We start from the raw sequence: 24634 nt of genomic DNA on the forward strand, positions 1-24634 counted from the left end.
CGTTTCAGGGGAAATCGCCCTGGCCTGCTGGGCAGCGGCCTGCCAGGGCGACAACTGGCACCGGGCGGTTAGCTCGGCAGATACTCCTCACTCCAGCTTTCGCTGATGCAGTTGCGCTCGATCAGCGCGTCGATCTGGGCTTGGCTGTAGCCGAATTCCTGCAGCACGCGGCGGGTCGATGCACCGAACTTCTCGGCCGGCGCCAGGGCGCGGATGGGCGCATGGCGTGGCCGGATCGCGTAGGGATCCAACTGAGTGACGCAATGACCGCTCGGGTGATCGGCATAGACGCTGAACGAATAGCTGCCGTTGTCGGTGCCGGGGCGGCCGTCAGCCGGACGGCTGTAGCGTTGGCGCAGGCTGTCGAGGTTGTCCGGCGCTACTGCGGCGATATCGGCGGCGTGCAGGCGCTGCTGCCAGGTGGCGGCCGTTTCTGAGGCCAGCGCCTGGCTAAGGAAGGCCGCTCGGTCATCGGCAGCGGTGATGCCCGCCAGACCGGGGATACGCTCCAGACGCTCCAGTTCCTGCTCGCTGCTGTCCAGGTACAGCCAGTGGTCGGCGGTACGGTAGAAACGCGACAGATCGCTGTACCCCACCGCATCACGGCCGGAGGGCTCATTGAAGGGGCCCCTGCCCGCATAGTCGAAGCAGAAGGGGATCTGCACCAGGTTGCCCAACGACGCCAGCGAGGTGCGGGCACGGCTGACCTGACCGGTTGCCGCTTTGCGATACAGCGCCGCGGCGACCCCCAGAGCGGCGGCGAAGCCACACATGACGTCGATGGTACCGACGTGGGCATGCTCTTCCGGGGTCTGCATACCACCACCGAAACGCAGCATGATGCCGGTAGTGGCCTGAATCAGGTCGTCGTAGCCCAGGTAATCGGTACGCGGGCCGCGACGCGGGCCGCCAAAGCAGTCCAGTTGGCAGAAGATCACCCCGGGGTTCACTGCCTGCAGGCTTGCTTCATCAAGGCCCAGGGGCGCCAGTTGGCGATCAGGCGCGTTCATCACGATGACGTCCACCGAGCGCACCAGCGTGTTGAACACCTCGCGACCATCTCCCTGGTTCAGGTCGACCAGAATGCTCTGTTTGCCGCGCGCCGAGGACATGCCGAACACTACGGTGTTCCAGGGGTCATAGTTGGGGGTGGCCGGGTCGAGCTTGATCACATCGGCGCCGAAGCGGCCGAGGAACGAAGCCGAGTGCGGGCCAGCGATGACGTTGGTCAGGTCGAGGATGCGCACCCCGTCCAGCCAGCCGCCGGCCTTCTCGGCCGGCGCCGGGAGCGCCACCGGGGCACATTCTGCGAGCGTAGCGAGGGCCTCAGTGACACTGACCGAACGGCGCGGGCTGGGCGCCAGCATCAAGGCGGCGCTGTCTTCCAACCAGGTGATTGCACCCGGCTGCTTCATCCGGCCGTATTGCGGGTCGTCGACCTCGACCACCAGGCCGGCTGTATTGGCGTGTTCATCGTGCAGCCATTCTTGGGTGGAGCGATGCGGGGCGCCGGGGAACTGGCCTTCGCCGAAGATCTTTTCCCATTCGGCGGCAGTCTTGGTGAGGAACACTTCTTTCATTCGCGCCGAGATGCGTTGGGCCCAGTGCGCCGGTAGCGGATAAACACCCAGCGAGGCATCGCCCTCCCACTGCGCTATCGGGAGATAAGGGTCTTCGACCTTGGGCAGGCCGGCGGCGAGCATTTCCTCATACAGCCCCATGGCCTGCAGGCAACGCTTGGCGTGGGAGCGATGCGAGGGACAGACCGCATAGAACTTGCGGCCATCGGCGCATTCGTAGGTGCGGTAGAACGGATCGAGGTACTCCTGCAGATCCGCGTAGCTGAGGTTCATCGGCAAGTTTTCGGCGCGCCGGCGCTCGATTTCCTTCTCGCGCAGGGTCTTGTAGCGCAACGGATAGCCGTCGATCTTGATCGAGTTGTACGACAGGCCCTCCATCACCGCGGAGGCCAGGGGCACCTCGATTTCATCGCCCAGGCCGCTGCGTTGCCGCGCCTGCAGGGCAAGCACCACGGCGGACACCGCCAGCATGGTGCCGTAGGAGGACGCCAGCGGCAGCGGCGAGAAGCTCGGGTTGATGCCCATCAGCACGCGGTTCTGCCCCATGTCGGTGAACACCCCGGAGGCCGACGCGATGATCGACTCGAAGGCGCGCCAGTCGCGGCGCAACTCGTCGTTGCTGGCAAAGCCCGGGATGGACAGCGTGATCAGCTCGGGGCGCTGGCGGCGCAACTCGGTGAAATCCAGCCCCAGGCGCTGCATGACGCCCGGGCGGAAGTTCTCGATCAGGATGTCGGCACTGGCGATCAGTGCCTTGGCGTCTTGCAGGCTCTGGGCAGATTTGAGGTCGAGCTGCAGGCAGTGCTTGTTGCGGTTGAGTACGGCGTTGGCCGGGCTGTCCCACAATGGCCCGCTGGGGGGATCGATATGGATGACCGTGGCGCCGAGATCCGCAAGGATCATGGCCACGGCGGGCCCGGCGATGTACTGACCGAAGTCGATGACCTTGACGCCATTGAGGGGGAGTTGGCTGAGCTGTCCCATGATTCACCATCGCTTGCAAAGCCCGCTGCAGTGCGGGCTTTTGTTGTTGTGAGTGATCGTCGACACACCAAGCCCCTGCTTTACCGGAGGAGCTGGCGACGCCTTGGGGTCGTACTTTGGGAAAAATGGCGAAAGGCGAAAAGCAATAAAAAAAAACCCTATGACACGATTTTTTTTATGGCTGGATAAACCTACTTATGACTAAGCAGGCTCTGGTATCGCCCGTGATTGCGAGGAAAGGATCTGGGAGGATAGGCAGGCCTGGCGCGCTAGGCGCCAGGTGAAACTCAGTTTTCGAGATGCGCTGCCTGGGCCTGTGAGACCAGCCAGGTAATGAAAGCCAGGGCCTGAGGGTTCGCCGTGGCAAGCGGGGAGTACACCAGGTAGAAGGCCTCCTGGGTAGTGAAGCGCTGCTCGAAGGGCGCAATCAGGGCGCCTTGAGTGAGCATGTGCTCGACCAGGGACGAGCGCGCCAAAGCCACGCCCTGCCCCAGTTCGGCCATCCTCAAAGCAGAGATCAAGGTATCGAACTGCAGCCCCTGTGATGAATCCACGCGATCTGCTCCGGCCTTCTTCAGCCAGTAACCCCAGCCTTCCTCGTACCCCAGAACATGCAGCAATTCGTGGCGCGCAAGATCCTCGGGCGTGTTCAGTGGTTTCGACTCGGTCGCCAGCGACGGTGAGCACACCGGCACCAGAGAGTCCCAGGTCAATCGGTCGGCTTTCAGACCTGCCCATTTACCCTGACCGTGGCGAATTTCCAGGTCGGCCTCGACGTCGGTGTCGCCGACCCAGATATTGCTGGTGATATGCAGGTTGATCTCGGGGTGCTGCTTGCGAAACTCGGGCAAACGCCTCGCCAGCCAATGGATGAAGAAAACCAGATTGACGCGCACGGTCAGCACCTTGCGGTGCCCCTGGCCAAATATCTCATCGGTGGCAGCGGCCAGGCGCTCAATGGCCTCATGAACCGCCGGTAGGTACGCCTGGCCGGCCTCGCTGAGCTCCAGCCCCCTGGGCAGGCGCTTGAAAAGCACGGCGCCCAGCTTCACTTCCAGCCCCTTGACCTGCTGACTCACCGCGGCCTGTGTCAGGCTGAGCTCTTCTGCAGCATGGGTGAAGTTGAGGTGGCGAGCCGCCGATTCGAACGCCCGCAACCAATTGAGCGGCGGCAAGCTTTGTTTCATAAGAGACGGTCTCCGGGAGTCATAAATCAGCTACTGCGAATCTCGCCATAGCGGTTTGGCAGAAGGCTCGACACGCGCACTGAATCGGCCCGGCTTTTATAGAGCCCTCCAACCCTCAGTTAGACTCCAGTGTACCGGCCCAGAGTTGACCGCTCTAGGCCGTCGCGACCTGGCCGAACGCAACCCTTTGGGTATGTCATTTTCATCCACACCTAAGCCCTCATGAATTGGCTGTGGGCTGGTGCTTGCGGAGGTGGTATTCGAAACAAAGTGAAAGCGGAGGCACTCAGCTGGGGATAAGCGATGACCATCTGGCACCGAAAAGAGCGATGGCCAGACCTGTCAGAATCACCATCGTTCCGCCCAGCTTGATGAGCGACACCGGCCTCTCAACTGTTCCCAACAGCCCCAACTGATCGATAACCAATGACGAGGAATAGCCAGACGAAGCAAGGCGGACAAGCCGATCTTGGGCGCAAGTACCACATAGCAAAGTAGCGCGCTGGCGCCCAGCAAACCGCCCAGCAGGCTCCACCAGGGCTGGGCAGGTATACCTACCAGCGAGGTCGCTATACCGCCCCTAGCCAGTGAAAAGATGCCGAGGCATGGCTGCCCGTGGCCACTGACTGCAACCGGCCAAAAGCGGACAGTGATCCCGATAAATAAATCTGCCCCCTTTTCACACAGGCTGAAATTGCCCTCGACGCTGACCAGGCTGCGCACCCGCTCGCCATGGACCTGGGCGAACAGCATGGCGACCGCCCCGCCCACCGAATGACCGACCAGATGCACCGCCTCTCCCGGCAACTGCTCCTCGATCACGCGATACAGATGCTCAACCTGCGCCGGCAGATCGATGGCCTCGACCGGCACCTGGCGCTGCGCGCCGTAGCCGAGCAAATCGGGCGCCAACGCCCGCCACGGGGCGAAGGCGGCACTCAGCTCGGGCAGCTGCAGGCTGCCGATCAGGCCGTGGATAAAAACGACGGGGCGTGCATGGCGCAATCCTTTCCGAACCATCAACGAAGCGCCGAGCATAACCCCGTAACAGGAGCCGCGCGCACCGGTGCGTGGACTGATGGCTGGCAACCAGGCGCATGCGGATGCTGGCGACGTTGGCCATCCGATCTGACGGGCGCAAAGAGCCATCATCAAGGGCCGGAACCGCCCGATATCATTAGGCATGCTGTGGCCCAGGCTCTCTGCAACTGGGCCGCCAGCCATTACTGGTAAGCCCCAGCCGAATAAATCAGTTCGTAGCTGTGACTATAGATTTCTAGAATGTTCCCAAATGGGTCTTCCATATAAACCATGCGATAGGGCTTCTCACCCGGGAAGTACTCGCGTACTGGCATGCGCTGCTTACCACCCGCAGCAACTACCTTGGCGGCCAGCCCTTCTACGTCTGGATCTTGGACGCAGAAGTGGAAGATACCGCTCTTCCAGTACTCGAAGTTGTTCTGTGGCCTTTCGGCATTACGAAACTCAAAAATCTCTACGCCGATCCGATCGCCTGTGGACAGGTGCGCAATACGGAACGAACCCCAGCCGGCACCGAATACATCGGTACACATGACTCCGATTGCTGAATCATCCTCGCTTATCGTGGTCGGCGGCATGATCAGATACCAGCCCATGACTTCTGTGTAGAACTTCACGGCGGCGTCTAGATCGGTGACTGATAGGCCGATATGAGAAAAGCTACGCGGGTAGACGAGCGACATAACCTGTACCTCTTGCTGATTGGGTTGTGGTTAGTCTAGGAAGGTGTAGCCATAATAAAAACTATCGCCAGATTATCACCCTGATAAGAGATCGTTATGCTTAGTCCGCAGTGGCTACGTACCTTCGCGACCCTGGTTGAGCAGGGCAATTTCACACGCTGCGCCGAGTACCTGGACCTGACCCAGGCCGCTGTCAGTCAACATGTACAGAAGCTTGAGGAACGGCTCGGTCCATTGCTGATACGCCGTCCTCGCCAGCTCGAACTAACTCCCGCCGGGCGTGCGCTACTGGAGTATTGCGAGGAGGTTAGCGCGGCCGACCAGCGTCTGCACAAGCGCCTGTCCGAGCATGATGACCAGCGCGGAGAGATCGGTTTGATCTGTCCCGGCAGCATCGGGCTGGCCCTCTATCCCATGCTGCTGAACTTGCAGCAGGCGAATCCCGGTCTGATCATTCGTCAACGTTTTGCCCCGGATAGAGAGGTGCTCGAAGCCGTACTGGAAAATCGCTTCGAGTTGGGCTTGGTCACACTCAAGCCTGATGACCCTCGCCTCTGCGTGAGCCGTTTCACCGAGGAGCCATTGGAGCTAATCGCGCCAGCCTCAGAGCGTGTCGAGGGCTGGGAGGATCTGCAACGCATAGGTTTCATCGATCACCCTGACGGCCGAGCCATGGGTAGTCGTCTGCTCAGTCGTTACTTCCCTGAAGCACCAGGCGTCGGCAGTCTCCCCTGTCGTGGCTTTACCAACCAGATTGGTCTGATCCTTGAACCTGTAGCGCGAGGTTTAGGCTTTACTGTGTTACCACGTTATGCACGTCTGGCTTTTCAACGTCCAGACAGTATCCAGGTCATCAGGGGGCCACGATTGGTCGAGGACACTCTGTGGCTGATACACCGTGCCGAATGGCCACTGTCTAGTCGGACGGAACTGGTCGTTCAAAAACTGAGGATAGAGGTTGAAGGTCTGTGACTGAGAAAGTCGAGGCGACTCAGGTCGGCTTTCTTGCCAAGCAATTGCCAAAGCGCATGCAGCTGGCTTCCTTCAGCCACGGTTGAACTGGTCCGAGAGGAAATCAATCAACACCCGCACCTTGGCCGGCACGAGACGCGTCTCGGTAATCGCGTAAACCGGCAGGGCCTCCGCCTTCCAGTCGGGCAGTACGCGATGCAAGCGGCCTTGGGCAAGATCCTCGCTGATCATTTCGTCCACCAGCATGGCGATTCCCTGGCCGAGCAGGGCCAGGCGACGCAGCATGCCGATGTTGTTTAGCAAGTAGCGCCCCTCTACCGCCACGCTAAGTCTCTGCTGGGTATCGTGCAGTACCCAGGGTGCATCAAGCATGCGCAGACACTCATGCTGCAGCAGTGCTGCCGGGCTGTCCGGCACACCATGCCGGGCCAGGTAGCCCGGACTGGCAAAGAGGCTGCGCTGCAGGGTGCCAAGGGGCCGGGCAATCAACTGTGAGTCAGGCAGGGCGCCGATACGAATCACCAGATCAACCGGGTCGCGGATCAGGTCCAGGCGCTTGGGCGTGAGGTCCAAGTCGAACCGGATCTGCGGGTAGCGCTCGGCGAATTCGGCCAACAGTGGTGCCAGGTAGACCACCCCGAAGTCGATGGGCATGGACAAGCGGATCAGGCCGCTCGGGTTGTCCACAAGCTCGGAAATCTCTTCATGGGCCAGGCGCGCCTCGTCGACGATACGCCGGCAGCGCTCGAAATACAGACGACCGCCTTCGGTGAGTTCGATACGCCGTGTAGTGCGGTTGAGCAGGCGTAGGCCGATACGTCTTTCCAATTCGGCGATGCGCCGCGAGACCGTGGAGTTGGGTATGCCGAGCGCCTCGGCGGCGCCGCGAAAGCTGTTGGCCTTGATCACCTCGACGAACAGGGCCATGTCATTGAGCAGCTTCATCCAGCACTCCATTGCTCCATTGGTGGAGCAATCATTCCTGATTTCGTGACTTTATCCTATACATGCTGGGCCGGATGATCCGTTCACGCCTGATGTCCCTCTGCGTGAACCTGGAGACTTTCCCATGACCGCTCAATTGCTCAGCCCGACTCGCTTACATGATCTTGATCTGCGCAACCACATGGTGATGGCGCCGATGACGCGCTCACGAGCCGATGCTGCCGGGGTGCCGCGGGCGTCCACGGCCACTTACTACGCCCAGCGAGCCAGTGCCGGGCTGATCATCAGCGAGGCGATCAATATCTCGGCAGATGCCGTCGGCAGTCCGCTGACTCCCGGCCTCTACAGCGAGAAGCAAATTGCCGCCTGGCAACAGGTGACGGCGGCGGTGCATGCGGCAGGTGGCAAGATCTTCGCGCAGCTCTGGCATACCGGCCGGGTCGGCCACTCCAGTGTGCGCGGCGGCCTGCTGCCGGTGGCACCCTCGGCGGTCGCGATTCAGGGGCAACAGCACTTCACCCTGGACGGCATGCAGGATTACGAGGTGCCGCGCGCACTGAGCTTGAGCGAAATCCAGGCGGTCATCGCCGATTACCAGCGCGCCGCGGAAAACGCCAAGCGTGCCGGTTTTGACGGTGTCGAGTTGCATGCCGCGTTCGGCTATCTGCCGAACCAGTTTCTGGTGGACTCGGCCAACCTGCGTACCGACGCCTACGGCGGCAGCATCGCCAAGCGCAGCCGTTTCGTGCTCGAAGTGATGCAGGCGTTGATCGAGGTGTGGGGCTCCACTCGCGTGGGGATCAAGCTGTCGCCGGTGATTCCGTTCAACGGCATGATCGACAGCGATCCACTGGCGCTCTACAGCTACTTGATTGGTGAGTTAAATAAGCTGCAGCCCGGTTATGTGCACCTGATGCGCGCACTGTTTCCGCTGGACAACTTCCCCCACTGGCCGCGTGACGTACTGGCAACTTTCGGTCCGCAAATAAACAGCCCATTGATCGCCAACGGTGGTTATGACGCAGAGGGTGGCGAGGCGGCCCTCAAAGCCGGCGAGGCCGCGTTAGTGTCGTTCGGCACCCCATTCGTGGCCAATCCAGACCTGCCGGAGCGATTTGCCCGAGGCGCCGAACTGGCTCAAGCCGACCGAGCCACTTTGTATGGCGGCGAGGATGCGGGCTTCATTGATTATCCGAGCCTGTGAGGCCGTCCATCATGACTCGCTCATCGCTTGGTAAAGCCATGCTTGGTTTCGCTATTGTCGCCACCGTGGCAATAGTGGCCATCGCCGACGTATTCAACGCTAGCCACTTGTTCAATCCGGATTGGCCAGGCCATGCGCGATTTCATATCGGCATGCAGTTCACCACCCTGGTGCTGGTCAGCCTGTTTTCCCTGGCCGCGCTGAGGCGTGGCCAGGTGTGGGCTTCCGCACTGGCACCGGCAAGCTTCTGGCCTGGTCTGTTCGTGGCCTACCTAATCCCTGGTACAGACGTATATGCCAGCGAATCTTTGCGTGAGTTGGGGATCCCGATCAATCTGATACTGGCAGCAGTGCTACTTGGCATCACAGGGCTGGGCGTGCTGCTGCAGCGATCCAACGAGAGGTGAACATCGCCTCTGACTGGATTGGCTGCACGGTTGCGCTGTGACTGGCTGCCGAGTTGCGGCGAGCACTGGCCTGCTTGTTCAGTCGGCTAGCGCTCGCTGTTGAGTCGCCACCGCTTTGTAGAAACCTTCATTAAGGCCTCTGGCCAGTTTGCAGGCGCTGACAACCCGTTCTGGACCAAGCCCCCCGCTCCCATAGCTCCTTGCCCGCCCCCCATCGACCATGGCGACATCCCCGTCGCACCGGGTATCAAGCCGAGTCGCTGCAGGTCCCCAGCCCGTGGGGCGCCGCGCGAAAGGACGCCAGGCGTTCGGCGCGGGTCGAGAGCTCGACCAGCGCCGGGTAGCGCGCCGGGTCGATCAACTCGGGCAGCATCTGCACGGCGAACTGCCAGGCCACCGCCGTGCTGACGGCGGCCTGGTCGATGTTCGCCTCGCTCAGTTCGGGCACCCGCCCTTCCCACTCGTCCTGCAGCGCCTGCAGGGCGGCGTGCAGCTGGCCGGTCACCCGCTCCAGCCAGGGTTGGTGCAGTTTCTCGCGCGGCCTGAGGTTGTGCTCGTAGACCACCTGTACGCTCTTCTCGCAGACGGCCAGGGCCAGGCCAATGCGGCGCAGCGCCTGCGTGCGCGGCGCCAGCGCGCTCGGCATCAGACTGCGCGGCGCGGCCAGGGTCTCGGCGTAGTCGAGGATCAGGCCGGAGTCGATCAGCACCGTGCCGTCGTCGCAGATCAGGGTCGGCGCCTTGACCAGCGGGTTGATCCGCTGGAATTCGTCGAAGGTGCTGAACACCGACAGGGCGCGGTGCTCGAAGCGCAGCTCGAGCAGCTGCAGGGAGATCGCCACGCGGCGGACGTAGGGTGAGTCGAGCATTCCGATCAACTGCATGGCGGCTCCTTGTGCGCAGGACTATGAGTCGCGCAGATTAACCCTTGGGGTGCGCCGAGCGCACCAGCGCCCGATGCCGTGCCCGTTCAGCCGTAGATCGCCGGCTCGCGGTAGTGCCGCGGGCAGGCCTGGCCGTCGGCGCGGAACAGGTGGCACTTGTTGGCCATCAGTCCGGCGGCGAAGGTCTCGCCCACCGCCACGCGGCGGTCGCCGTCGCTGCGCAGGGTGATGATGTGCTCCACCCCTTCCAGGCTCAGGTAGATCAGGTTGTGATCGCCCAGGCGCTCGGCCACGCTGATCTGCCCGTAGAAGGCGAAGTCGGCCTGCTCACTCGCGACGAAGTGCTCCGGGCGCACGCCCAGGGTCAGCTGCTCGCCGGACTCGACGCCGGTGCCGTCGACCAGCACCTGCATGCGGTAGCCGCCGGGCAGTTCGATCTCCACCGCCTCGCGGCTGGCGCTGAGCGCGCGCACCTGGAGGAAGTTCATCTGCGGCGAGCCGAGGAAGCCGGCGACGAAGCGGTTGCGCGGGTAGTGGTAGAGCTCCAGCGGCGCGCCGACCTGGGCGATGCGCCCGGCTTCGAGCACGACGATCTTGTCGGCCATGGTCATGGCTTCGACCTGGTCGTGGGTGACGTAGACCATGGTGGCCTTGAGGCGCTGGTGCAGGCGCGAGATCTCGATGCGCATCTGCACGCGCAGGAAGGCGTCGAGGTTCGACAGCGGCTCGTCGAACAAAAACACCTTGGGCTCGCGCACCAGGGTGCGGCCGATGGCCACGCGCTGGCGCTGGCCGCCGGAAAGGTCCTTGGGCTTGCGTTCGAGCAGCGCGTCGAGCTGCAGGATGCGCGAGACCTCCTCCACCTTGCGCTGGATCTGCGCCTTGCCCACCTTGGCCAGCTTGAGGCCGAAGGCCATGTTCTCCGCCACCGTCATGTGCGGGTAGAGGGCGTAGGACTGGAACACCATGCCCACCGAGCGCTCCATCGGCGGCAGCTCGTTGACCCGCTGGCCGTCGATCAGCAGCTCGCCGGAGCTGATCTCCTCCAGCCCGGCGATCAGCCGCAGCAGGGTGGACTTGCCGCAGCCGGAGGGGCCGACGAAGACCACGAACTCGCCGTCGGCGATGTCCAGGTCGATGTTGCGGGTGATGGCGGTGCCGTCGTAGTGCTTGCAGATGTTGCGCAGGGTAAGGCTGGCCATGGGATGCCTCTCGAACGGGGCCGGGCAGCGATGGACTCGGCCCGGCCGGAAAGCTTGATAAACCTGCAGGAGCCGGGGCTCCTGCAAACGCAGGGGCCCTAGCCCAGCAGGCGGGCGAAGCCGAAGCCGTGGGCCGGCAAGTGTACCCAGCTGCCGAGGAACTCGGCAGTGCTGGCCGGCACCGCATCCAACGGCTCGACCATCAGCGGCAAGTCGTAACGCCGCTCGCGGGCGCCGAGGTTGAACAGGCACAGCCAGGCCTGCTCACCCAGGCGTCGCTCGAACACCAGCAGGTCGTCGTCGTGGTGGCGCACCTGGATCTCGCCCTCGATCAGCAGCGGCTGCTCCTGGCGCCAGGCGAGGAAGCTCCGGTAGGTGTTGAGCATCGAGGCCGCGTCGGCCTCCTGCACGTCCACCGCCAGGGCGCGGTGGCGTTCGTCCAGCGGCAACCAGGGCCGCTCACTGGAGAAGCCGGCGTGGGCGCCGTCGCGGCTCCAGGGCATCGGCGTGCGGCAACCGTCGCGGCCCTTGAACTCGGGCCAGAAGCGGATGCCATAGGGGTCGACCAGGTCCTCATAGGCCAGCTCGGCCTCGGGCAGGCCCAGTTCCTCGCCCTGGTACAGGCACACGCTGCCGCGCAGCGACAGCAGCAGCGCCATCAGCAGGCAACCACGCGCCGGGCTCTCCTCGCCGGCCAGGGCCCAGCGGCTCATCACCCGCACCACGTCGTGGTTGCCCACCGACCAGCAGGGCCAGCCGTCGCTGAGTTCGCGCTCGATGCTCTCGATGGTGTGGCGGATAAAGGCCGGGCTGCACTGGGCGGTGAGCAGGTCGAAGGAATAGGCCATGTGCAGGGTGTCGCCGCCGCTGGTGTAGGCGGCCATGGTGCGCAGCGAGTCGTCGCAGCCGATCTCCGCCACCGTGGCGGTGCCGGGGTAGCGCTCCAGCAGCGCACGCAGGCGGCGCAGGAAGTCGAGGTTCTGCGGCTGGGTCTTGTCGTACAGGTGACGCTGGTAGGCGTAGGGGTTGTCGGCGCGCACGCCGATGCCGCCCTCGCGGATGTCCAGGTTCGGCGGATTGCTGCGCAGCGCCTGGTCGTGGAAGTAGAAGTTGGCGGCGTCCAGGCGGAAGCCGTCGACGCCCAGCTCCAGCCAAAACTGCATGTCGTCGAGCAGCTGTTGCTGCACCGCCGCGCAGTGGAAGTTGAGGTCGGGCTGGCTGGCCAGGAAGTTGTGCAGGTAGTACTGCTTGCGCCGGCCGTCCCAGCTCCAGGCCGAGCCGCCGAACACCGACAGCCAGTTGTTCGGCGGCGTGCCGTCCGGGTTCGGCTCGGCCCAGACGAACCAGTCCGCCTTGGGGTTGGTGCGGCTGCTGCGGCTCTCCGCGAACCAGGGATGCTGGTCGGAGCAGTGGTTGAGCACCTGGTCGATGATGATGCGCAGGCCGCGCTCGTGGGCGGCCGCCACCAGCGCGCGGAAGTCGTCGAGGGTACCGAACAGCGGGTCGACGCCACGGTAGTCGGAGACGTCGTAACCGAAGTCCTTCATCGGCGAGGTGAAGAACGGCGACAGCCAGATGGCGTCGACGTTGAGGCTGGCGATGTAGTCCAGCTTGGCGAGCACGCCGGGCAGATCGCCGACGCCGTCGTCGTTGCTGTCGAGAAAACTGCGTGGGTAGACCTGGTAGATGACGCCGCCGCGCCACCAGTCCTTGCGGATAACAGCCATACAGCAAAGCCTTTTGTTGTTCGTGGTGTGCTTACCACTCTAGGCAAGGGTGCTGCGCGTCACATCCTCCCCGGCGGGGTTTTCGCCGGCGTAGCTGGCGGCCGGCAAGGGGGAGGAGTTTTGCGGATGGAAACCCTGCGCGCGAGGCCAGGCCGCAGGCTGTCGCGGGGCCGCCCAGGCTACCCGCGCCTATCGAAGCAACAACAGATATGACGGCTATCCCGACCCCGCAGCGGTGCGCACGGCGCACCCTGCGGTATTCCCTACTCGCCCTGGATCTTGCTCAGCAGGCTGCGCGCCAGCTGCACCGCCTCGCTGCGCTGGGTGATGGCGAGCTTCTGGTAGAGGCTGCGGATATGGGTCTTGATGGTGGTCGGGGCGACGTTGAGGTGCTCGGCGATCTGCTCGTTGGCCAGCCCGGCGTGGATCAGGCTGAGCACCTGCCATTCGCGCCGGGTCAGCGGCGAGTGGCGGATCAGCTCGGGCACGTCGGGGCGGTTGATGATGTCCTGGATCACCGCCTCGTCGAGGGTGATGCGGATCGCCCGGCTGAAATCGCGCTGCTGCTGGGCCAGCTGGATCAGGCGCTCGGCGCGCTGCTGCTCCAGTTCGTCGAGGCGGCGCTCGTGCTGCAGCGCCTTGAGCATGGCGATCAGCGGCTTGCCCAGGCGCAGGAAGCTGCCGATGGCGCCGGTGCCGCTGGCCAGGGTCAGCGCCTGGTGCAGGTGATCGAGGCTGCTCTGGCGTTCCTCGCGCTGCCAGAAGGCCAGGGCCTGGAGGATATGGTTGCGGTTCTGGTCCATCACCAGCTGATGGCGCTCGGCGTCAAGCTGCAGCTGGCGCAGGATCGGCAGCGCGCGCTCGCCCTGGTTCAGCGCCAGGTAGGCGCGCACGTGGTTGCGCGCATTGCCCTGGGCGAAGTGGTTGGCCCCCGGCTTGAGCGGCGGCGCGGTGGCAAGCCACTGGCGGATGCTGTCCTTGTCCTGGGTCGAGTCCCAGTAGGTGAGCATCGCCGCATGGGCGTTGGCCTGCCAGTCGATATGGTAGTCGTCGCCGGCCAGCAGGCTCTGCAGCTTGCCGATGTAGTCGGCGCACTGGCTCTGCTGGCCGCGCGCATGGGCGACGCGGGCGAGCAGCACGTAGCACTGCAAAAACCAGTGATCGCCCACCGCATCGAGGATCTCCAGGCCCTGCAGGGCGCACTGCTCCGCCGCATCCAGGTGGTGCCATTCGAGCAGCACCTGGCCGCGCACGCGGTGGATGAACTCCATGATCGGGGTGACCGGCAACTGCTCCTGCTCGATGTACTGCAGCGCCCGCTCCTGCAGGTTGTAGGCCTTCTGCAGATGGCCCTGGGCGACGGCGATCTCCGACAGCTGGCCGAGACTCCACAGCACCGGGTGCGAGGCGTTGATCTGCTGCGCGCGGCGCACGGTCTCCTCGTGCTGCTGCTGGGCCTTGGCCAGCTCGCCCTGGACGAAGTGCGCCTCGGCCAGCACCGACATCGCCGCCACCTTGGAGGTGCGCATGGTCAGCGGCTCGAAGGCCAGCGCCTGGCGGGCGAAGGCCATGGCGCGCTGCTGATCGCCCTGGTTGATCGCCACCTGGGCGCGCACCGCCTGGTAGTCGGCCTCGATACGCTGCCACTGCTCGGCGCTGTAATGCTCGCGCTGCGCCGCCTCGCCGGCCTGCAGCCAGCGCTCGACCTGATCGCTCTGGTACTGGTTCTGCGAGGCCCAGGCCTGCAGCAGGGTGAACAGCGGCGACTCGGCCACGCGGCTCTCCGGCAGCACCGCCAGGCAACGCTGTAGCAGTTCCAGACGGCCCTGGCGGTAGAAATGCCGGCCATGCGCCTCGAGGATCTGCGCCACCCGCTGCGGGTCGCGCGCCAGCAGGGCATGGCGCGCGGCCTCCTCGGCCATCTTCTCCTCCAGCAGCGCCTCGGCGGCGCGCAGGTGCAGTTCGGCGACGCGCTGCGGCTGGTGGGTGGACAGCTCGTTGCGCAGGAAGCTGGCGAACAGCGGATGGTAGGCGAACCACTGGCGCAGCGGATCCACCGCCTGGATAAACAGGCCGCTGCGTTCCAGGGTTTCGAGCATCTCGCGGCCGTTGCAGCTGTCGGTCAGGCGGTCGGCCAGCGCCGCGCTGAAGCGCTCGAGCAGGCAGGTGGACTGGAGGAAATCCTGGGTGGCGCCGTCCAGGCCGTAGAGCACCTGCTCGCGGAAGTAGTCGCGGATATAGGGATGGCCGAGCTGCAGGGCCTCGAGAAACAGGTCCATGCCGCGCCCGGTCTGCACCTCCTGCAGGGTCAGCTGCAGCGCGCAGGGCCAGCCGCCGATGCGCCGGTTGAGGCGCTCGACCTGCTCGCGGTTGATGGCGATCGGCAGGCCCAGCTCCAGCAGCGCCTGCACCTCGTCCAGCTCGAAGGCCAGCTGCGCGGCGTCCAGCGCCAGCAGCTGGCGCTTGACCCGCAGCTCGGCAACGCCGAGATCCGGCAGACCGCGGCTGCACACCAGCAGGGTCAGCCAGTCGGGGGCGTTGCGCAGGAAGAAGCGCAGCGCGGCGATCACCTCGCGGTTGCGCAGCGCCTCGAACTCGTCGAGCACCAGCAGCAGCGGCGGGTGCTCGGCCGGCAGCTCGGCGAGCAGGCGGGTGAACAGGCCGTCGAGACCGTCGTCGCCCTGCTCGGCGCGATTGACGCACTGCGGGCAACCCTCGTCGAGCTGGCGATGCAGGGCGTTGAGCAGGTAGCGGCCGAACTGCCGCGGGCTGTTGTCGTTGCCGTCGAGGTTGAGCCAGGCCACGGCGCCGGCGAAGGCCGCCGCCCACTGGCTGGCCAGCACGGTCTTGCCGAAGCCGCTGGGCGCCTGCAGCACGGCCAGGCGCACCTGCGGCAGGCGCTGCAGCCACTCGTCGAAGCGCGGCCGCGGCAGCAGGCCGGGATGCAGCGCCGGCGCAGCCAGCTTGGCCGGTATCAGGGGCAGGGGCGGACGCGCCGCTGTGGTCATGATCCTCTCCCGTTATTTATCGTTGTCCGGGTTTTGGCGAAGCTTACATCGGTATCGGGGCGGCGGGTTTCAACCGTCCTGCGGCTGATCACGCCTAACCCGTAGGGTGCGCCGTGCGCACCAAAAAACGTGGTTACCCTGGTGCGCACTGCCTAGGCGGCCCCGCTACACCCTACGGCACTACCCCTTCACGCCCCCCGCGGTCAGCCCACCGACTATCCACTTCTGGCAATAGAGGAATACCAGGGTGATCGGCAGGCCGGAGAGCACCGCGGCGGCGGCGAAGTCGCCCCACAGGTAGTTCTGCTCGTACAGGTACTGCTGGGCGCCGACCGACAGGGTCAGCTTGTCCACGTCCAGCAGCAGCACCGAAGCGATGGGGTATTCGGTGATGCTGGTGATGAAGGCGAGGATGAACACCACGGCGAGAATCGGCACGCTCATCGGCAACAGGATGTGCACGAAGGCCTGCCAGGTGGTGGCGCCGTCGACGATGGCGGCCTCCTCCAGCGAGGCGTCGATGCTCTCGAAGTAGCCCTTGATGGTCCAGATATGCAGGGCCATGCCGCCGAGCGAGGCGACTATCACCGCGCCGTGGCTGTTCACCCCGAGCCAGCCGGCGTGCTTGCCGAGCTGGTCGAACAGGGCGTAGATGGCCACCAGCGACAGCACCGGCGGGAACATCTGGAAGATCAGCATGCCCTTGAGGATCGGCCCCTTGCCGGCGAAGCGCAGGCGGGCGAAGGCGTAGGCGCTGGTGGTCGACAGCAGCAGGATCAGCGCCGAGCTGATTAAGGCGATCTTCACCGAGTTCCACAACCAGGTCAGCACCGGGAACGGCGGCTGGGTCACCGAGCCGTCGGCGTGCTGGTAGGGAATGCCGAGGGCCAGCGACCAGTGCTCCAGGGTCGGGTTGTCCGGCAACAGGCTGCCGGTGGCGAAGTTGCCGTCGCGGAAGCTGATCGACACCACCATCAGCAGCGGGAAGACGATCAGCGCGATGAAGCCGAGCAGACCGGCATGGGTCAGCCACAGGCGGTATTTCACGGATTTCGGTTGCACCATCGCCATGGCGGGGTCCTCAGACTTTGACTTTCGACAGTTTCAGGTTGAGCCAGGCCAGCGCGCCCACCACCAGGAAGATCAGCGTGGCGATGGCCGCCGCCAGGGCGAAGTTCTGCCCGGAGTCCTGGAAGGCGATGCGGTAGGTGTAGCTCACCAAGAGATCGGTGGTGCCGGCCGGGGTGGTGGCGCCGATGATGTCCGGGCCGCCGCGGGTCAGCAGGGTGATCAGCACGAAGTTGTTGAAGTTGAAGGCGAAGCTGGCGATCAAAAGCGGCGCCAGTGGCTTGATCAGCAGCGGCAGGGTGATCTTCAGCAGGTTGTCCAGAGGCGTCGCCCCATCCATCGCCGAGGCCTCGTAGAGGTCGCGCGGGATGGCCTGCAACAGGCCCATGCACAGCAGCAGCATGTAGGGATAACCCAGCCAGGTGTTGACCATCAGGATCATCGAGCGGGCCAGGGTCGGGTCGCTGAACCAGTCCGGGCGCAGGCCGAACAGGCCGTTGAGCAACAGGTTGATCTCGCCGAAGTTCTGGTTGAACAGGCCGCGGAACACCAGGATGGAAATGAACGCCGGCACCGCGTAGGGCAGGATCAGCATCAGCCGGTAGAACGCCTTGCCGCGCACCAGGTCCCACTGCAGCAGGCTGGCCAGCACCAGGCCGACGGCCAGGGTGAAGAGCACGGTGAGGCCGGCGAAGGCCACGGTCCAGACGAAGATCTCGAGGAAGGGGCCGCGGATGCTCGGGTCGGTCAGCACCTTGGCGAAGTTGCTGGTGCCGGCGAATACGGTGAAGCCCGGCGCCACCTTGTTGCCATGGCTGTCGAGGTAGAAGCCGGTGGCATGGTCGGCCTCCAGACGCTCGTTGCTGCGGGTGTTGAGCAGGTCGCCGCCCTCCAGCAGGCGGTACAACGGCTTGACCGCCGCCACCTCGCGCAGGCCGTACAGGCGCAGCAGCTCGCCGTCGCTGCCGCGCAGCACCCACTGTTCCAGCTCGGCGCGGCGCTGGATCACCTCGCGCAGCGCCAGTGCCGCGCCCAGCTCGCCGGGTTCGCGTTCGGCCCTCAGCGCCAGCGGCTCGCCGGCCGCATCGCCGGCCAGCGGCGCCGAGACAAACACGCCGCGCTCGCCCTTGTCGACGCGCAGACGCAGCTCGCCGGCCTCATCGCGGTGCAGGCTGAAGGCGTAGCGCTCGCCGGCCAGGTAGGTCTGGCGCAGGTGGTAGCGCTGCACCTGCTCGAAGCTCAGCAGGTTGCTGCCGCTGTAGTTGGTGAAGCCGATGCCCACGGTGTACAGCAGCGGGAAGATGACGAACACCAGCATGCCCGCCAGCGCCGGGTAGATATAGCGATGGGCGTAGGCGCGGCGACTAATGAACACGTAACTGGCGATGCCGGTGACCACCAGCCCGAGCAGGGCGAAGGCCAGCTGCTGCTGGGCGTAGAGCGCCACCACCAGGTACAGCGCCAGCGCATTGAACAGGCCCCACAGGCTCCAACGCAGGCCGGCACGCAGGGATGGCAGGGAAAACAGCTTCATGGGCGTAGCGGCCACGGCGGCGGAAAGATTGACGACGGACATCAGGGTTATAGCCTCGGAGCGGGGCCGCCGCCGACGCCAGGCGTCGACGGCGACCGGATTTCACTTGGCGATGCGCTTGGCAGCGTCGTCCAGCGCGGCGTCCACGGTCTGCCGACCGGAGGTGATGTTGCTCAGCGCCGGCGCCATGGCCGACCAGAAGGCGCCCATCTCCGGCACGTTGGGCATCGGCTGGCCGAGCTGGGCGTTGTCGAAGGTGGCCTTGATCAGCGGGTCGCTGGCCAGCTCGGCCATATAGGCCTTGTTCGGCACCGCGCCGAGCGGCACGTCGGCGCTCATGGTCTTGAGCCCCTCGACCTGCAGCAGGTAGTTCTCGAGGAACTCCACGGCCAGCGCCTGGTTGGGGCTGGCGGCGTTCAGCGCGGCGGCCATCACCCCGCTGAAGGGCCGGCTGGGGGCGTCGCCGACCGCGGGAATCGGCGCCACGCCGAAGTCGATGCCGCTCTTCCTGGCGTTGGCCCAGGCCCAGGGACCGCTGATGAACATGGCCGACTCACCCTTGTTGAAGGCCGCCTCGGCGACGCTGTAGTCGGCGCCCTTGGGCATCACCCCGGCGTCGATCAGCGCCTTGAGAGTCTGCGCGCCCTGCTTGGCGCCGGCGCTGTTGACCCCGGTGCGGCGGGTGTCGTAACCGCCCTCGGCGGCGGCGAAGGCGTAGCCGCCGTTGGCGGCCAGCAGCGGCCAGGTGAAGTAGGTGTTGTTGTAGTCCCAGAGGATGGCGCGCTTGCCGGCCTTGGCCAGCTCGGCGTTGAGCGCCAGCACCTCGTCGAAGCTGGCCGGCGGAGTCGGCACCAGCGCCTTGTTGTAGAGCAGGCCGATGGCCTCGACCGCCATGGGGTAGCCCCACAGCTTGCCGCCGTAGGTCACCGCGTCCCAGGCGAAATCCTCGATCTCGCCCTGGGTCTTGGCACTGGGGGTGATCGGCGAGATCAGCCCGCTCTGCGCCCATTCGCCGAGGCGGTCGTGGGCCCAGATGAAGATGTCCGGGCCGTTGCCGGTGGCGGCGGCCTGCTGGAACTTGTCGGTGGCGCTGTCCGGATGAGCCACCTCGACGGCGATGCCGGTGTCGGCGGTGAAACGCTCGCCGACCTTGGCCAGGCCCTTGTAACCCTTGTCGCCGTTGATCCAGATGACCAGCTTGCCCTCCTCGATGGCGGCCTGGGCCGGCAGGGAATGGCTCAGGGTGGCGGCAAGGCCGATGGCGACGGCGCTGAGCAGCGTCTTGTTCATGTCTTGTTGTCCTCGTGGCTTCTTGTTTTTGATCCACAACCGCGGCGAGCCGGTGAGCGCTCTGCCAGCCCGGTCATCCTCGACCGAAAGGGCAAGCACCACATCCTCCCCGGTCGCGCTCTCGAGGGCGTAGAAGCGGGGGCGTAGTCTGCCAGCGCCTCCCTGAAAAAAGTATGCACCCCTGCCCCTTCTGCGCCTGTCACGCAGACCGGCGGCGCGCTGCAATGCTGGCCTCCCTCCTCGCCTCAGGGTATCGCCATGACCCCGCAACAACAGCGTCGCCAAAGCCAGCTGGCCTTCGCCGCCAGCGGCGCCGAACTCGCGGTGGGCTCGCCCGCCGACTGCCCGCTGCCCCTCGACCAGCTGCTGGCCACCCGCCCAGACAGCCCCTGGGTGCGCCGCCATTTCGCCGGCGGGCTGACCGCCGAGGTCTACCAGCTCGAAGCCGGCGGCCGGCTGTGGACGCTCAAGCGCGCACGCACCCCGTGCAAGGTGCGCAACCCCGACGGTCAGACCTCCTTTCTCAACGAAGTGCAGCGCCGCGGCGAACTGCAGGCGCTCAAGCGCCAGGCGGACTGGGGCGAGGCCCTGGCCGGCATCGTCGAGACCCGCTACGCCAGCTACCGCCAGGGCCTGCTGCTGTCGCCCTGGATCGCCGGCGAGGCGATCGACGAATGGGACGAGCGGCGCCTGCTGCAGCTGTTCGACAGCCTGCGGGCGCTGCTGCAGCTGGGCTTCTTCGAGTGGGACCTGTGCCCCGGCAACCTGCTCGACGACGGCCGCATCCGCCTATTCGACTTCGGCTATATGTACCGCTTCGAGCCGCTGCACAGCTTCAACAGCAACGGCCTGCTGAGCCCGCAGCACCATGGCGCCGAGCGCTTCGAGACGCGCTGCTACTACGCCCATCTGCTGCGCCTGGAGCACCGGCGCGGGCAGAGCGCCGCCCTGGCCGCGCTGGAGCTGGAAAAGCGCATCGCCCTGGACTGCTACCAGCGCCTGCATCGCGAGCTGAGCACCCGCGGCGCCAGCGCCACGGTGCTGGCCTGGCTGGATGGCATTATCGACCAGTGGCGCACGGCGCTGCGCGACGGCCTGGATGGCCTGTACCTGCGCGAGGCCTGACGCTCGCACCTGAGCGACCTGGAAGACGATCTGGGCGGCCAGACCTGCACGCCGCTGACCCTGCAGCGCATCGCCTGGCTACAACGCTGCCTGGACGAATGCGGTTCCCAGCTGCAGCGCTGGAAACTGCTCGAAGGCCGCAGCGCAGACGCCTGGCGCGCCGAGCTGGAACAGGCGCAGCAGCAGGCGCACGACTGGCAGGTCAGCGAATAGGCGGGAGAGGGGTGGTGCGCACGACCCAGGCGGCCCCGGGCGCCCCAGGATTCGCCACGCCATACCCGGAGACTGGCGTATCGGCGCCATCCTAGGGTGCGCACCGCCGCCCAACGGATACGGCCGTTAGCCCCTAGTCCGGATGCCATCCGGGAATGGCCTCAAACCAGGCCCGTGCGCAAGCTCAGCACCCCCTCCTCCCCCGGCTGCAGGCACAAACTGTCGGGGCCGCAGCTGGCGGCTTCGACGCAGAGAAAGCCCAGGCTCTCGTTCCAGCCAACCTCGGTCAGCGGCCGGCTGCCGGGATGCCAGACCACGCTGTTGGCGCCGCCGCGGGTGTCGATGGCCAGGCGCCGCTGCCAGGGCAGGTCCTGCAGCTGCAGCAGGCCGGCGTGGCGGAAGATGCGGTGGCAGCCGTCCTCGATGCGCAGCTCGCCCTCCTGGCGGCAGTCGGCGCGCGCCAGCAGGTCATGGCCGGCGGCGCCGTCGAGGCCGAGCAGCGCCACCCGCGACACGTCGCTGATGCGCCAGTAGGCGTGCAGCGCATGGCTGAGCCGGCACGGCTCGCTGTCCTGATGACGGGTCACCAGGCGCAGCGCCAGGGTTTCGCCCAGTTCGGCCTCGAGACGCAGCGTCCAGTCGCACAGCTCGAGCTGCCAGAGCAGCCGCACGCCCTGCTCGCCCCAGTCGCAACTCAGCAGTTGCCAGTCCTCGCTCAACCTGGCCCAGCCGTGGGACGGCCAGCCGCTCTCGCTGGGATGGCGACCGAACCAGGGCCAGCAGATCGGCACCCCGCCGCGAATCGCCGCGCCCTGCGGCCAGTGCCCGGCGCACCACAGCCAGGGCCGCTGGCCGCGCGGCTGAAAATGCAGCAGTTGCGCGCCCTGACGGCTGAACGCCGCCTGGAACAGAGGGTGTTCGAGCAACAGCAGCTCGCGCCCCTGGCGCACCGTCCAGCGCTGGCGCGCCTGGCCGGGCTCGGCAAAGAGCCCGGCCAGCGGGTGCAGCTCGGCGCCGCCGCCGCCGGCGCCGAGCGGGCGCGAGGCGCTTACCACCAGTGCTCCACCTGCACGCCGAAGTTGTAGCCGTGACGCGCAGTGTCGAAAGCGCCACTGTCGGACAGCGCCGAGCCGGCCGCCAACTGGCTGGCCGCCTGCTGCGCCGCGCGGTTCCAGCTGGCGTAGGTGTAGTACAGGCGAAACTCCGGGCGCGCCCAGAAACCGGGACCGGCCGGCGACCAGGTCGGGGCGATGGTGAACTTGGTCAGCTTGCGCGTGCCGCCGGTGGCGTCGACCTGATCGTGACCCAGCTCGCCGACCAGCTTGAACTGCTCGGTGAAGGCGTAGCTGGTGCGCCCGCCCACCGACAGCCAGTCCTGGTCGTCGCCGTCGGGCCGGGTGTCCTTCTGGTAGACGAACTGCACCTGGCCGCCGAGGCGCGGCGTGGCCTGCCAGTCGAAGAACTCCACCAGGCGCCAGCTCTTGTTGTCGCGATCCAGGGTGACGTCGCCGGTATAGCCCAGGCCGGTGCCCGGGCCGCGGCCGTACTGCAGGGCGAAGGTGTTGACGCCGCCGAGGAAGTCGCTCTGCTTGTGCTGCGCGGTGACCGCCCAGCCGCTGTTGGCGCCGGTGCTGTCGGGCTTGTCGATGTAGCTGACGCCCAGCTCCAGCTCGCCGCCCGGGTTGACCTTGAAGCCGGCGACGTTGAAGTCATGACGGTTGATATAGGGCTCCTGGAAGTAGCTGTCCTTGCGCGAGAAGGCGTAGCTGTACTTCAGGCCGCCGTACTCGAAGTCCTCGATACCGGCGCCGGTGGCGCTCTGGTTCCAGTAATAGAAGTCGCTGATATGAATGTCGTTACGCTTGTAGAAGCGGCGTCCGGCCCACAGCGAACCGCCGTTCAGCGCCGGCACCTTGCTCCACTCGGCGTACATCTGGTTCATCCGCGCGAAACCATAGTCGCCGGTGAACTTCGGGGTGTGGCCGTACTGGTTGTACAGCTGAGCCATGCCCTCGATGCTGAAGACCGAACCGTCGTCCAGGGTCAGCAGGTCCTGGCGCAGGTCCAGTTCGATGTACTGCTCGCACTCGTTGCCCAGGCGGTACTTGGAGGGCGCGCCAGGCAGCTGGAAGCAGGACTGGGTGCCGCCGTTCTCCGAACCGCCGGCGCCGCTGCGCATATAGCCGGTGAACTCCAGCGCCTGCACCTGAGGGGCGGCCAGCGCCAAGGCCAGCAGGCAGGGTATCGCGGGGCCGCCCAGGCCGAGCGGGTGAAAGGCAGCTTGCGGTGTGGTCTTCATCGTTGCTCCTGATTGTTTTTATTGTGTGAAGTACTGCGCTTAACCGCCGCAGTGGCGGGTTCGTTGATGCGCAAGACCTGGGCGGCCCCGCGACACCCTACGGGAGAAGGCGCGTCGATACCGCGGCGCGGCTCACCCTCTCTTCAACTGCGCCACCTTGCCCTCAGTGGCCTGGCGCTTTCCCGGGCGCAGGCGCTCACCGCTGGCGGCGTCGAACAGCAGCACGCGCGCCGGATCGAACTGCAGGTCCAGGCTGGCGCCGGCCTGCGGCGCGGCGTCCGGCGCCAGGCGGCAGCACACCTTGGTCTGGTTGAGGCTGACGAACACCAGGGTGTCGGGGCCGGTGGGCTCGACCACCTCGACCTCGGCGCGCAGGCTCGGCAGCGCCGCAGCGGCGCCGGCCAGCTGAATCTGTTCGGGACGCACGCCGAGGATCAGCTCGCGCCCTTCCAGCTCCGCCGCCGCGCCCAGCGGCAGCTCGCAGCGCGCCTGCCCAGAGTCGAGCAGGCCAAAGCACTGGCCGTCGCGCAGCTGCGTGCGCAGCGGGATGAAGTTCATCGGCGGCGAACCGATAAAGCTGGCGACGAACTGGTTGGCCGGGTCGTTATAGATCTCCTGTGGGGTGCCGAACTGCTGGATGATGCCGTCCTTCATCACCGCCACCTTGTCGCCCAGGGTCATGGCCTCGATCTGGTCGTGGGTGACGTACACCGTGGTGGTCTTCAGGCGCTGATGCATCAGCTTGATCTCGGTGCGCATCTCCACGCGCAGCTTGGCGTCGAGGTTCGACAGCGGTTCGTCGAACAGGTAGATCTTCGGCCGCCGCGCCAGCGCCCGGCCCATGGCCACGCGCTGCTGCTGGCCGCCGGACAGCTGGCCGGGCTTGCGGCCCAGCAGGTGCTCGATCTGCAGCAGCTTGGCCACACGCGCCACCTCGGCCTCGATCTCGGCCGGCGGCAACTTGCGCATCTTCAAACCGAAGGCGATGTTGTCCTTCACCGTCATGGTCGGGTACAGCGCGTAGGACTGGAATACCATGGCGATGTCGCGATCCTTCGGGCTCATGCCACTGATGTCGGCGCCGTCCACCAGGATCGCCCCGCCACTGATCTCCTCCAGGCCGGCGATGCAGTTCATCAGGGTGGATTTGCCGCAGCCGGAGGGGCCGACCAGGATCAGGAACTCGCCGGAGTCGATGGCCAGTTCGATGTTCTTCAGGGTGTCCGCCAGGCCGCTGCCGTAGGACTTGTTGACGTTGCGCAGTTCGAGGGTAGCCATGGTT

General features: G+C 65.7%; 18 protein-coding genes and 1 pseudogene. 4 read left to right on the plus strand and 15 right to left on the minus strand.

Annotation, left to right across the window (positions count from 1 at the left end):
- Positions 1-68: 68 nt before the first annotated feature.
- The 4 genes from EA796_RS02560 to EA796_RS02575 all read right to left on the minus strand — a co-directional run bounded on the left by EA796_RS02560 (position 69) and on the right by EA796_RS02575 (position 5475).
- A complete protein-coding gene (locus EA796_RS02560; protein WP_122107411.1) occupies positions 69-2564 on the minus strand; it encodes a CoA transferase in 2496 nt (831 codons plus the stop codon).
- A 287-nt stretch (positions 2565-2851) separates the two neighbouring features.
- Positions 2852-3751: a transcriptional regulator GcvA gene (gene gcvA / locus EA796_RS02565; RefSeq protein ID WP_122107412.1), complete on the minus strand. Its 900-nt coding sequence runs from the start codon at positions 3749-3751 to the stop codon at positions 2852-2854.
- Between the two features lie 348 nt (positions 3752-4099).
- Positions 4100-4789, minus strand: coding sequence for an alpha/beta fold hydrolase (locus tag EA796_RS02570; protein ID WP_122107413.1), 690 nt, complete (start codon positions 4787-4789; stop codon positions 4100-4102).
- Positions 4790-4974: 185 nt separating this feature from the next.
- Entirely contained in the window at positions 4975-5475 is a 501-nt protein-coding gene (locus tag EA796_RS02575; RefSeq protein WP_122107414.1) for a lactoylglutathione lyase family protein, read from the minus strand.
- A 96-nt stretch (positions 5476-5571) separates the two neighbouring features.
- Between EA796_RS02575 and EA796_RS02580 the strand changes: the two genes are divergently transcribed.
- Positions 5572-6447, plus strand: coding sequence for a LysR family transcriptional regulator (locus EA796_RS02580; protein ID WP_122107415.1), 876 nt, complete (start codon positions 5572-5574; stop codon positions 6445-6447).
- A gap of 72 nt (positions 6448-6519) precedes the next feature.
- Here the strand turns inward: EA796_RS02580 and EA796_RS02585 are convergent, their stop codons facing one another.
- Entirely contained in the window at positions 6520-7392 is an 873-nt protein-coding gene (locus EA796_RS02585) for a LysR family transcriptional regulator (RefSeq protein WP_122107416.1), read from the minus strand.
- Positions 7393-7516: 124 nt separating this feature from the next.
- On the opposite strand from EA796_RS02585, the gene EA796_RS02590 reads away from it, so the two are divergent.
- Together EA796_RS02590 and EA796_RS02595 are read left to right on the plus strand one after the other, a co-directional pair.
- Positions 7517-8596, plus strand: coding sequence for an alkene reductase (locus tag EA796_RS02590; RefSeq protein ID WP_122107417.1), 1080 nt, complete (start codon positions 7517-7519; stop codon positions 8594-8596).
- Positions 8597-8607: 11 nt separating this feature from the next.
- On the plus strand, positions 8608-9003 hold the full coding sequence (locus EA796_RS02595) for a hypothetical protein (protein WP_122107667.1): 396 nt from the start codon (positions 8608-8610) through the stop codon (positions 9001-9003).
- Positions 9004-9250: 247 nt separating this feature from the next.
- On the opposite strand, the gene EA796_RS02600 is transcribed toward EA796_RS02595, so the two are convergent.
- The 7 genes from EA796_RS02600 to malE form a co-directional block, all read right to left on the minus strand.
- Positions 9251-9886 carry a glutathione S-transferase gene (locus EA796_RS02600; protein ID WP_122107418.1) on the minus strand — a complete coding sequence of 212 codons (636 nt, stop codon included), beginning with the start codon at positions 9884-9886 and terminating at the stop codon, positions 9251-9253.
- Positions 9887-9972: 86 nt separating this feature from the next.
- Positions 9973-11088: a maltose/maltodextrin ABC transporter ATP-binding protein MalK gene (gene malK, locus EA796_RS02605; RefSeq protein ID WP_122107419.1), complete on the minus strand. Its 1116-nt coding sequence runs from the start codon at positions 11086-11088 to the stop codon at positions 9973-9975.
- A 98-nt stretch (positions 11089-11186) separates the two neighbouring features.
- Positions 11187-12815, minus strand: a complete 1629-nt coding sequence (locus tag EA796_RS02610; RefSeq protein ID WP_122107420.1) for an alpha-glucosidase — start codon at positions 12813-12815, stop codon at positions 11187-11189.
- A gap of 263 nt (positions 12816-13078) precedes the next feature.
- Positions 13079-15823: an HTH-type transcriptional regulator MalT gene (gene malT, locus EA796_RS02615; RefSeq protein WP_122107421.1), complete on the minus strand. Its 2745-nt coding sequence runs from the start codon at positions 15821-15823 to the stop codon at positions 13079-13081.
- Positions 15824-16003: 180 nt separating this feature from the next.
- Positions 16004-16894, minus strand: a complete 891-nt coding sequence (gene malG, locus EA796_RS02620; RefSeq protein ID WP_122107422.1) for a maltose ABC transporter permease MalG — start codon at positions 16892-16894, stop codon at positions 16004-16006.
- 10 nt (positions 16895-16904) lie between these two features.
- A complete protein-coding gene (malF, locus tag EA796_RS02625) occupies positions 16905-18425 on the minus strand; it encodes a maltose ABC transporter permease MalF (RefSeq protein WP_371921451.1) in 1521 nt (506 codons plus the stop codon).
- A gap of 102 nt (positions 18426-18527) precedes the next feature.
- Positions 18528-19715 (minus strand): maltose/maltodextrin ABC transporter substrate-binding protein MalE, encoded by a 1188-nt coding sequence (gene malE / locus EA796_RS02630; protein WP_122107424.1) that lies wholly within the window; start codon positions 19713-19715, stop codon positions 18528-18530.
- Positions 19716-19973: 258 nt separating this feature from the next.
- Here malE and EA796_RS02635 point away from each other — a divergent pair.
- Positions 19974-21053 (plus strand): annotated as a pseudogene (locus tag EA796_RS02635) (hypothetical protein).
- Positions 21054-21214: 161 nt separating this feature from the next.
- Here EA796_RS02635 and EA796_RS02640 read toward each other — a convergent pair.
- The 3 genes from EA796_RS02640 to EA796_RS02650 form a co-directional block, all read right to left on the minus strand.
- The gene (locus tag EA796_RS02640) at positions 21215-22108 is read right to left on the minus strand and encodes a D-hexose-6-phosphate mutarotase (protein WP_122107425.1); all 894 of its coding nucleotides are present in this window, start codon (positions 22106-22108) and stop codon (positions 21215-21217) included.
- Entirely contained in the window at positions 22102-23232 is a 1131-nt protein-coding gene (locus EA796_RS02645) for a carbohydrate porin (protein WP_256679094.1), read from the minus strand. Before EA796_RS02645 ends, EA796_RS02640 begins: the two co-directional genes overlap by 7 nt.
- A 252-nt stretch (positions 23233-23484) precedes the next feature.
- Positions 23485-24630 carry an ABC transporter ATP-binding protein gene (locus EA796_RS02650; RefSeq protein ID WP_122107427.1) on the minus strand — a complete coding sequence of 382 codons (1146 nt, stop codon included), beginning with the start codon at positions 24628-24630 and terminating at the stop codon, positions 23485-23487.
- Positions 24631-24634 lie beyond the last annotated feature (4 nt).

It is taken from the genome of Pseudomonas sp. AOB-7 (assembly GCF_003696305.1).
GTDB lineage: Bacteria > Pseudomonadota > Gammaproteobacteria > Pseudomonadales > Pseudomonadaceae > Aquipseudomonas.

Coding starts and splice junctions, on each gene's coding strand:
- EA796_RS02560 (WP_122107411.1), bottom strand. CDS start 2,564: ATGGGACAGCTCAGCCAACTCCCCCTCAATGGCGTCAAGGTCATCGAC.
- gcvA (WP_122107412.1), bottom strand. CDS start 3,751: ATGAAACAAAGCTTGCCGCCGCTCAATTGGTTGCGGGCGTTCGAATCG.
- EA796_RS02570 (WP_122107413.1), bottom strand. CDS start 4,789: ATGCTCGGCGCTTCGTTGATGGTTCGGAAAGGATTGCGCCATGCACGC.
- EA796_RS02575 (WP_122107414.1), bottom strand. CDS start 5,475: ATGTCGCTCGTCTACCCGCGTAGCTTTTCTCATATCGGCCTATCAGTC.
- EA796_RS02580 (WP_122107415.1), top strand. CDS start 5,572: ATGCTTAGTCCGCAGTGGCTACGTACCTTCGCGACCCTGGTTGAGCAG.
- EA796_RS02585 (WP_122107416.1), bottom strand. CDS start 7,392: ATGAAGCTGCTCAATGACATGGCCCTGTTCGTCGAGGTGATCAAGGCC.
- EA796_RS02590 (WP_122107417.1), top strand. CDS start 7,517: ATGACCGCTCAATTGCTCAGCCCGACTCGCTTACATGATCTTGATCTG.
- EA796_RS02595 (WP_122107667.1), top strand. CDS start 8,608: ATGACTCGCTCATCGCTTGGTAAAGCCATGCTTGGTTTCGCTATTGTC.
- EA796_RS02600 (WP_122107418.1), bottom strand. CDS start 9,886: ATGCAGTTGATCGGAATGCTCGACTCACCCTACGTCCGCCGCGTGGCG.
- malK (WP_122107419.1), bottom strand. CDS start 11,088: ATGGCCAGCCTTACCCTGCGCAACATCTGCAAGCACTACGACGGCACC.
- EA796_RS02610 (WP_122107420.1), bottom strand. CDS start 12,815: ATGGCTGTTATCCGCAAGGACTGGTGGCGCGGCGGCGTCATCTACCAG.
- malT (WP_122107421.1), bottom strand. CDS start 15,823: ATGACCACAGCGGCGCGTCCGCCCCTGCCCCTGATACCGGCCAAGCTG.
- malG (WP_122107422.1), bottom strand. CDS start 16,894: ATGGCGATGGTGCAACCGAAATCCGTGAAATACCGCCTGTGGCTGACC.
- malF (WP_371921451.1), bottom strand. CDS start 18,425: ATGAAGCTGTTTTCCCTGCCATCCCTGCGTGCCGGCCTGCGTTGGAGC.
- malE (WP_122107424.1), bottom strand. CDS start 19,715: ATGAACAAGACGCTGCTCAGCGCCGTCGCCATCGGCCTTGCCGCCACC.
- EA796_RS02645 (WP_256679094.1), bottom strand. CDS start 23,232: ATGCGCAGCGGCGCCGGCGGTTCGGAGAACGGCGGCACCCAGTCCTGC.
- EA796_RS02650 (WP_122107427.1), bottom strand. CDS start 24,630: ATGGCTACCCTCGAACTGCGCAACGTCAACAAGTCCTACGGCAGCGGC.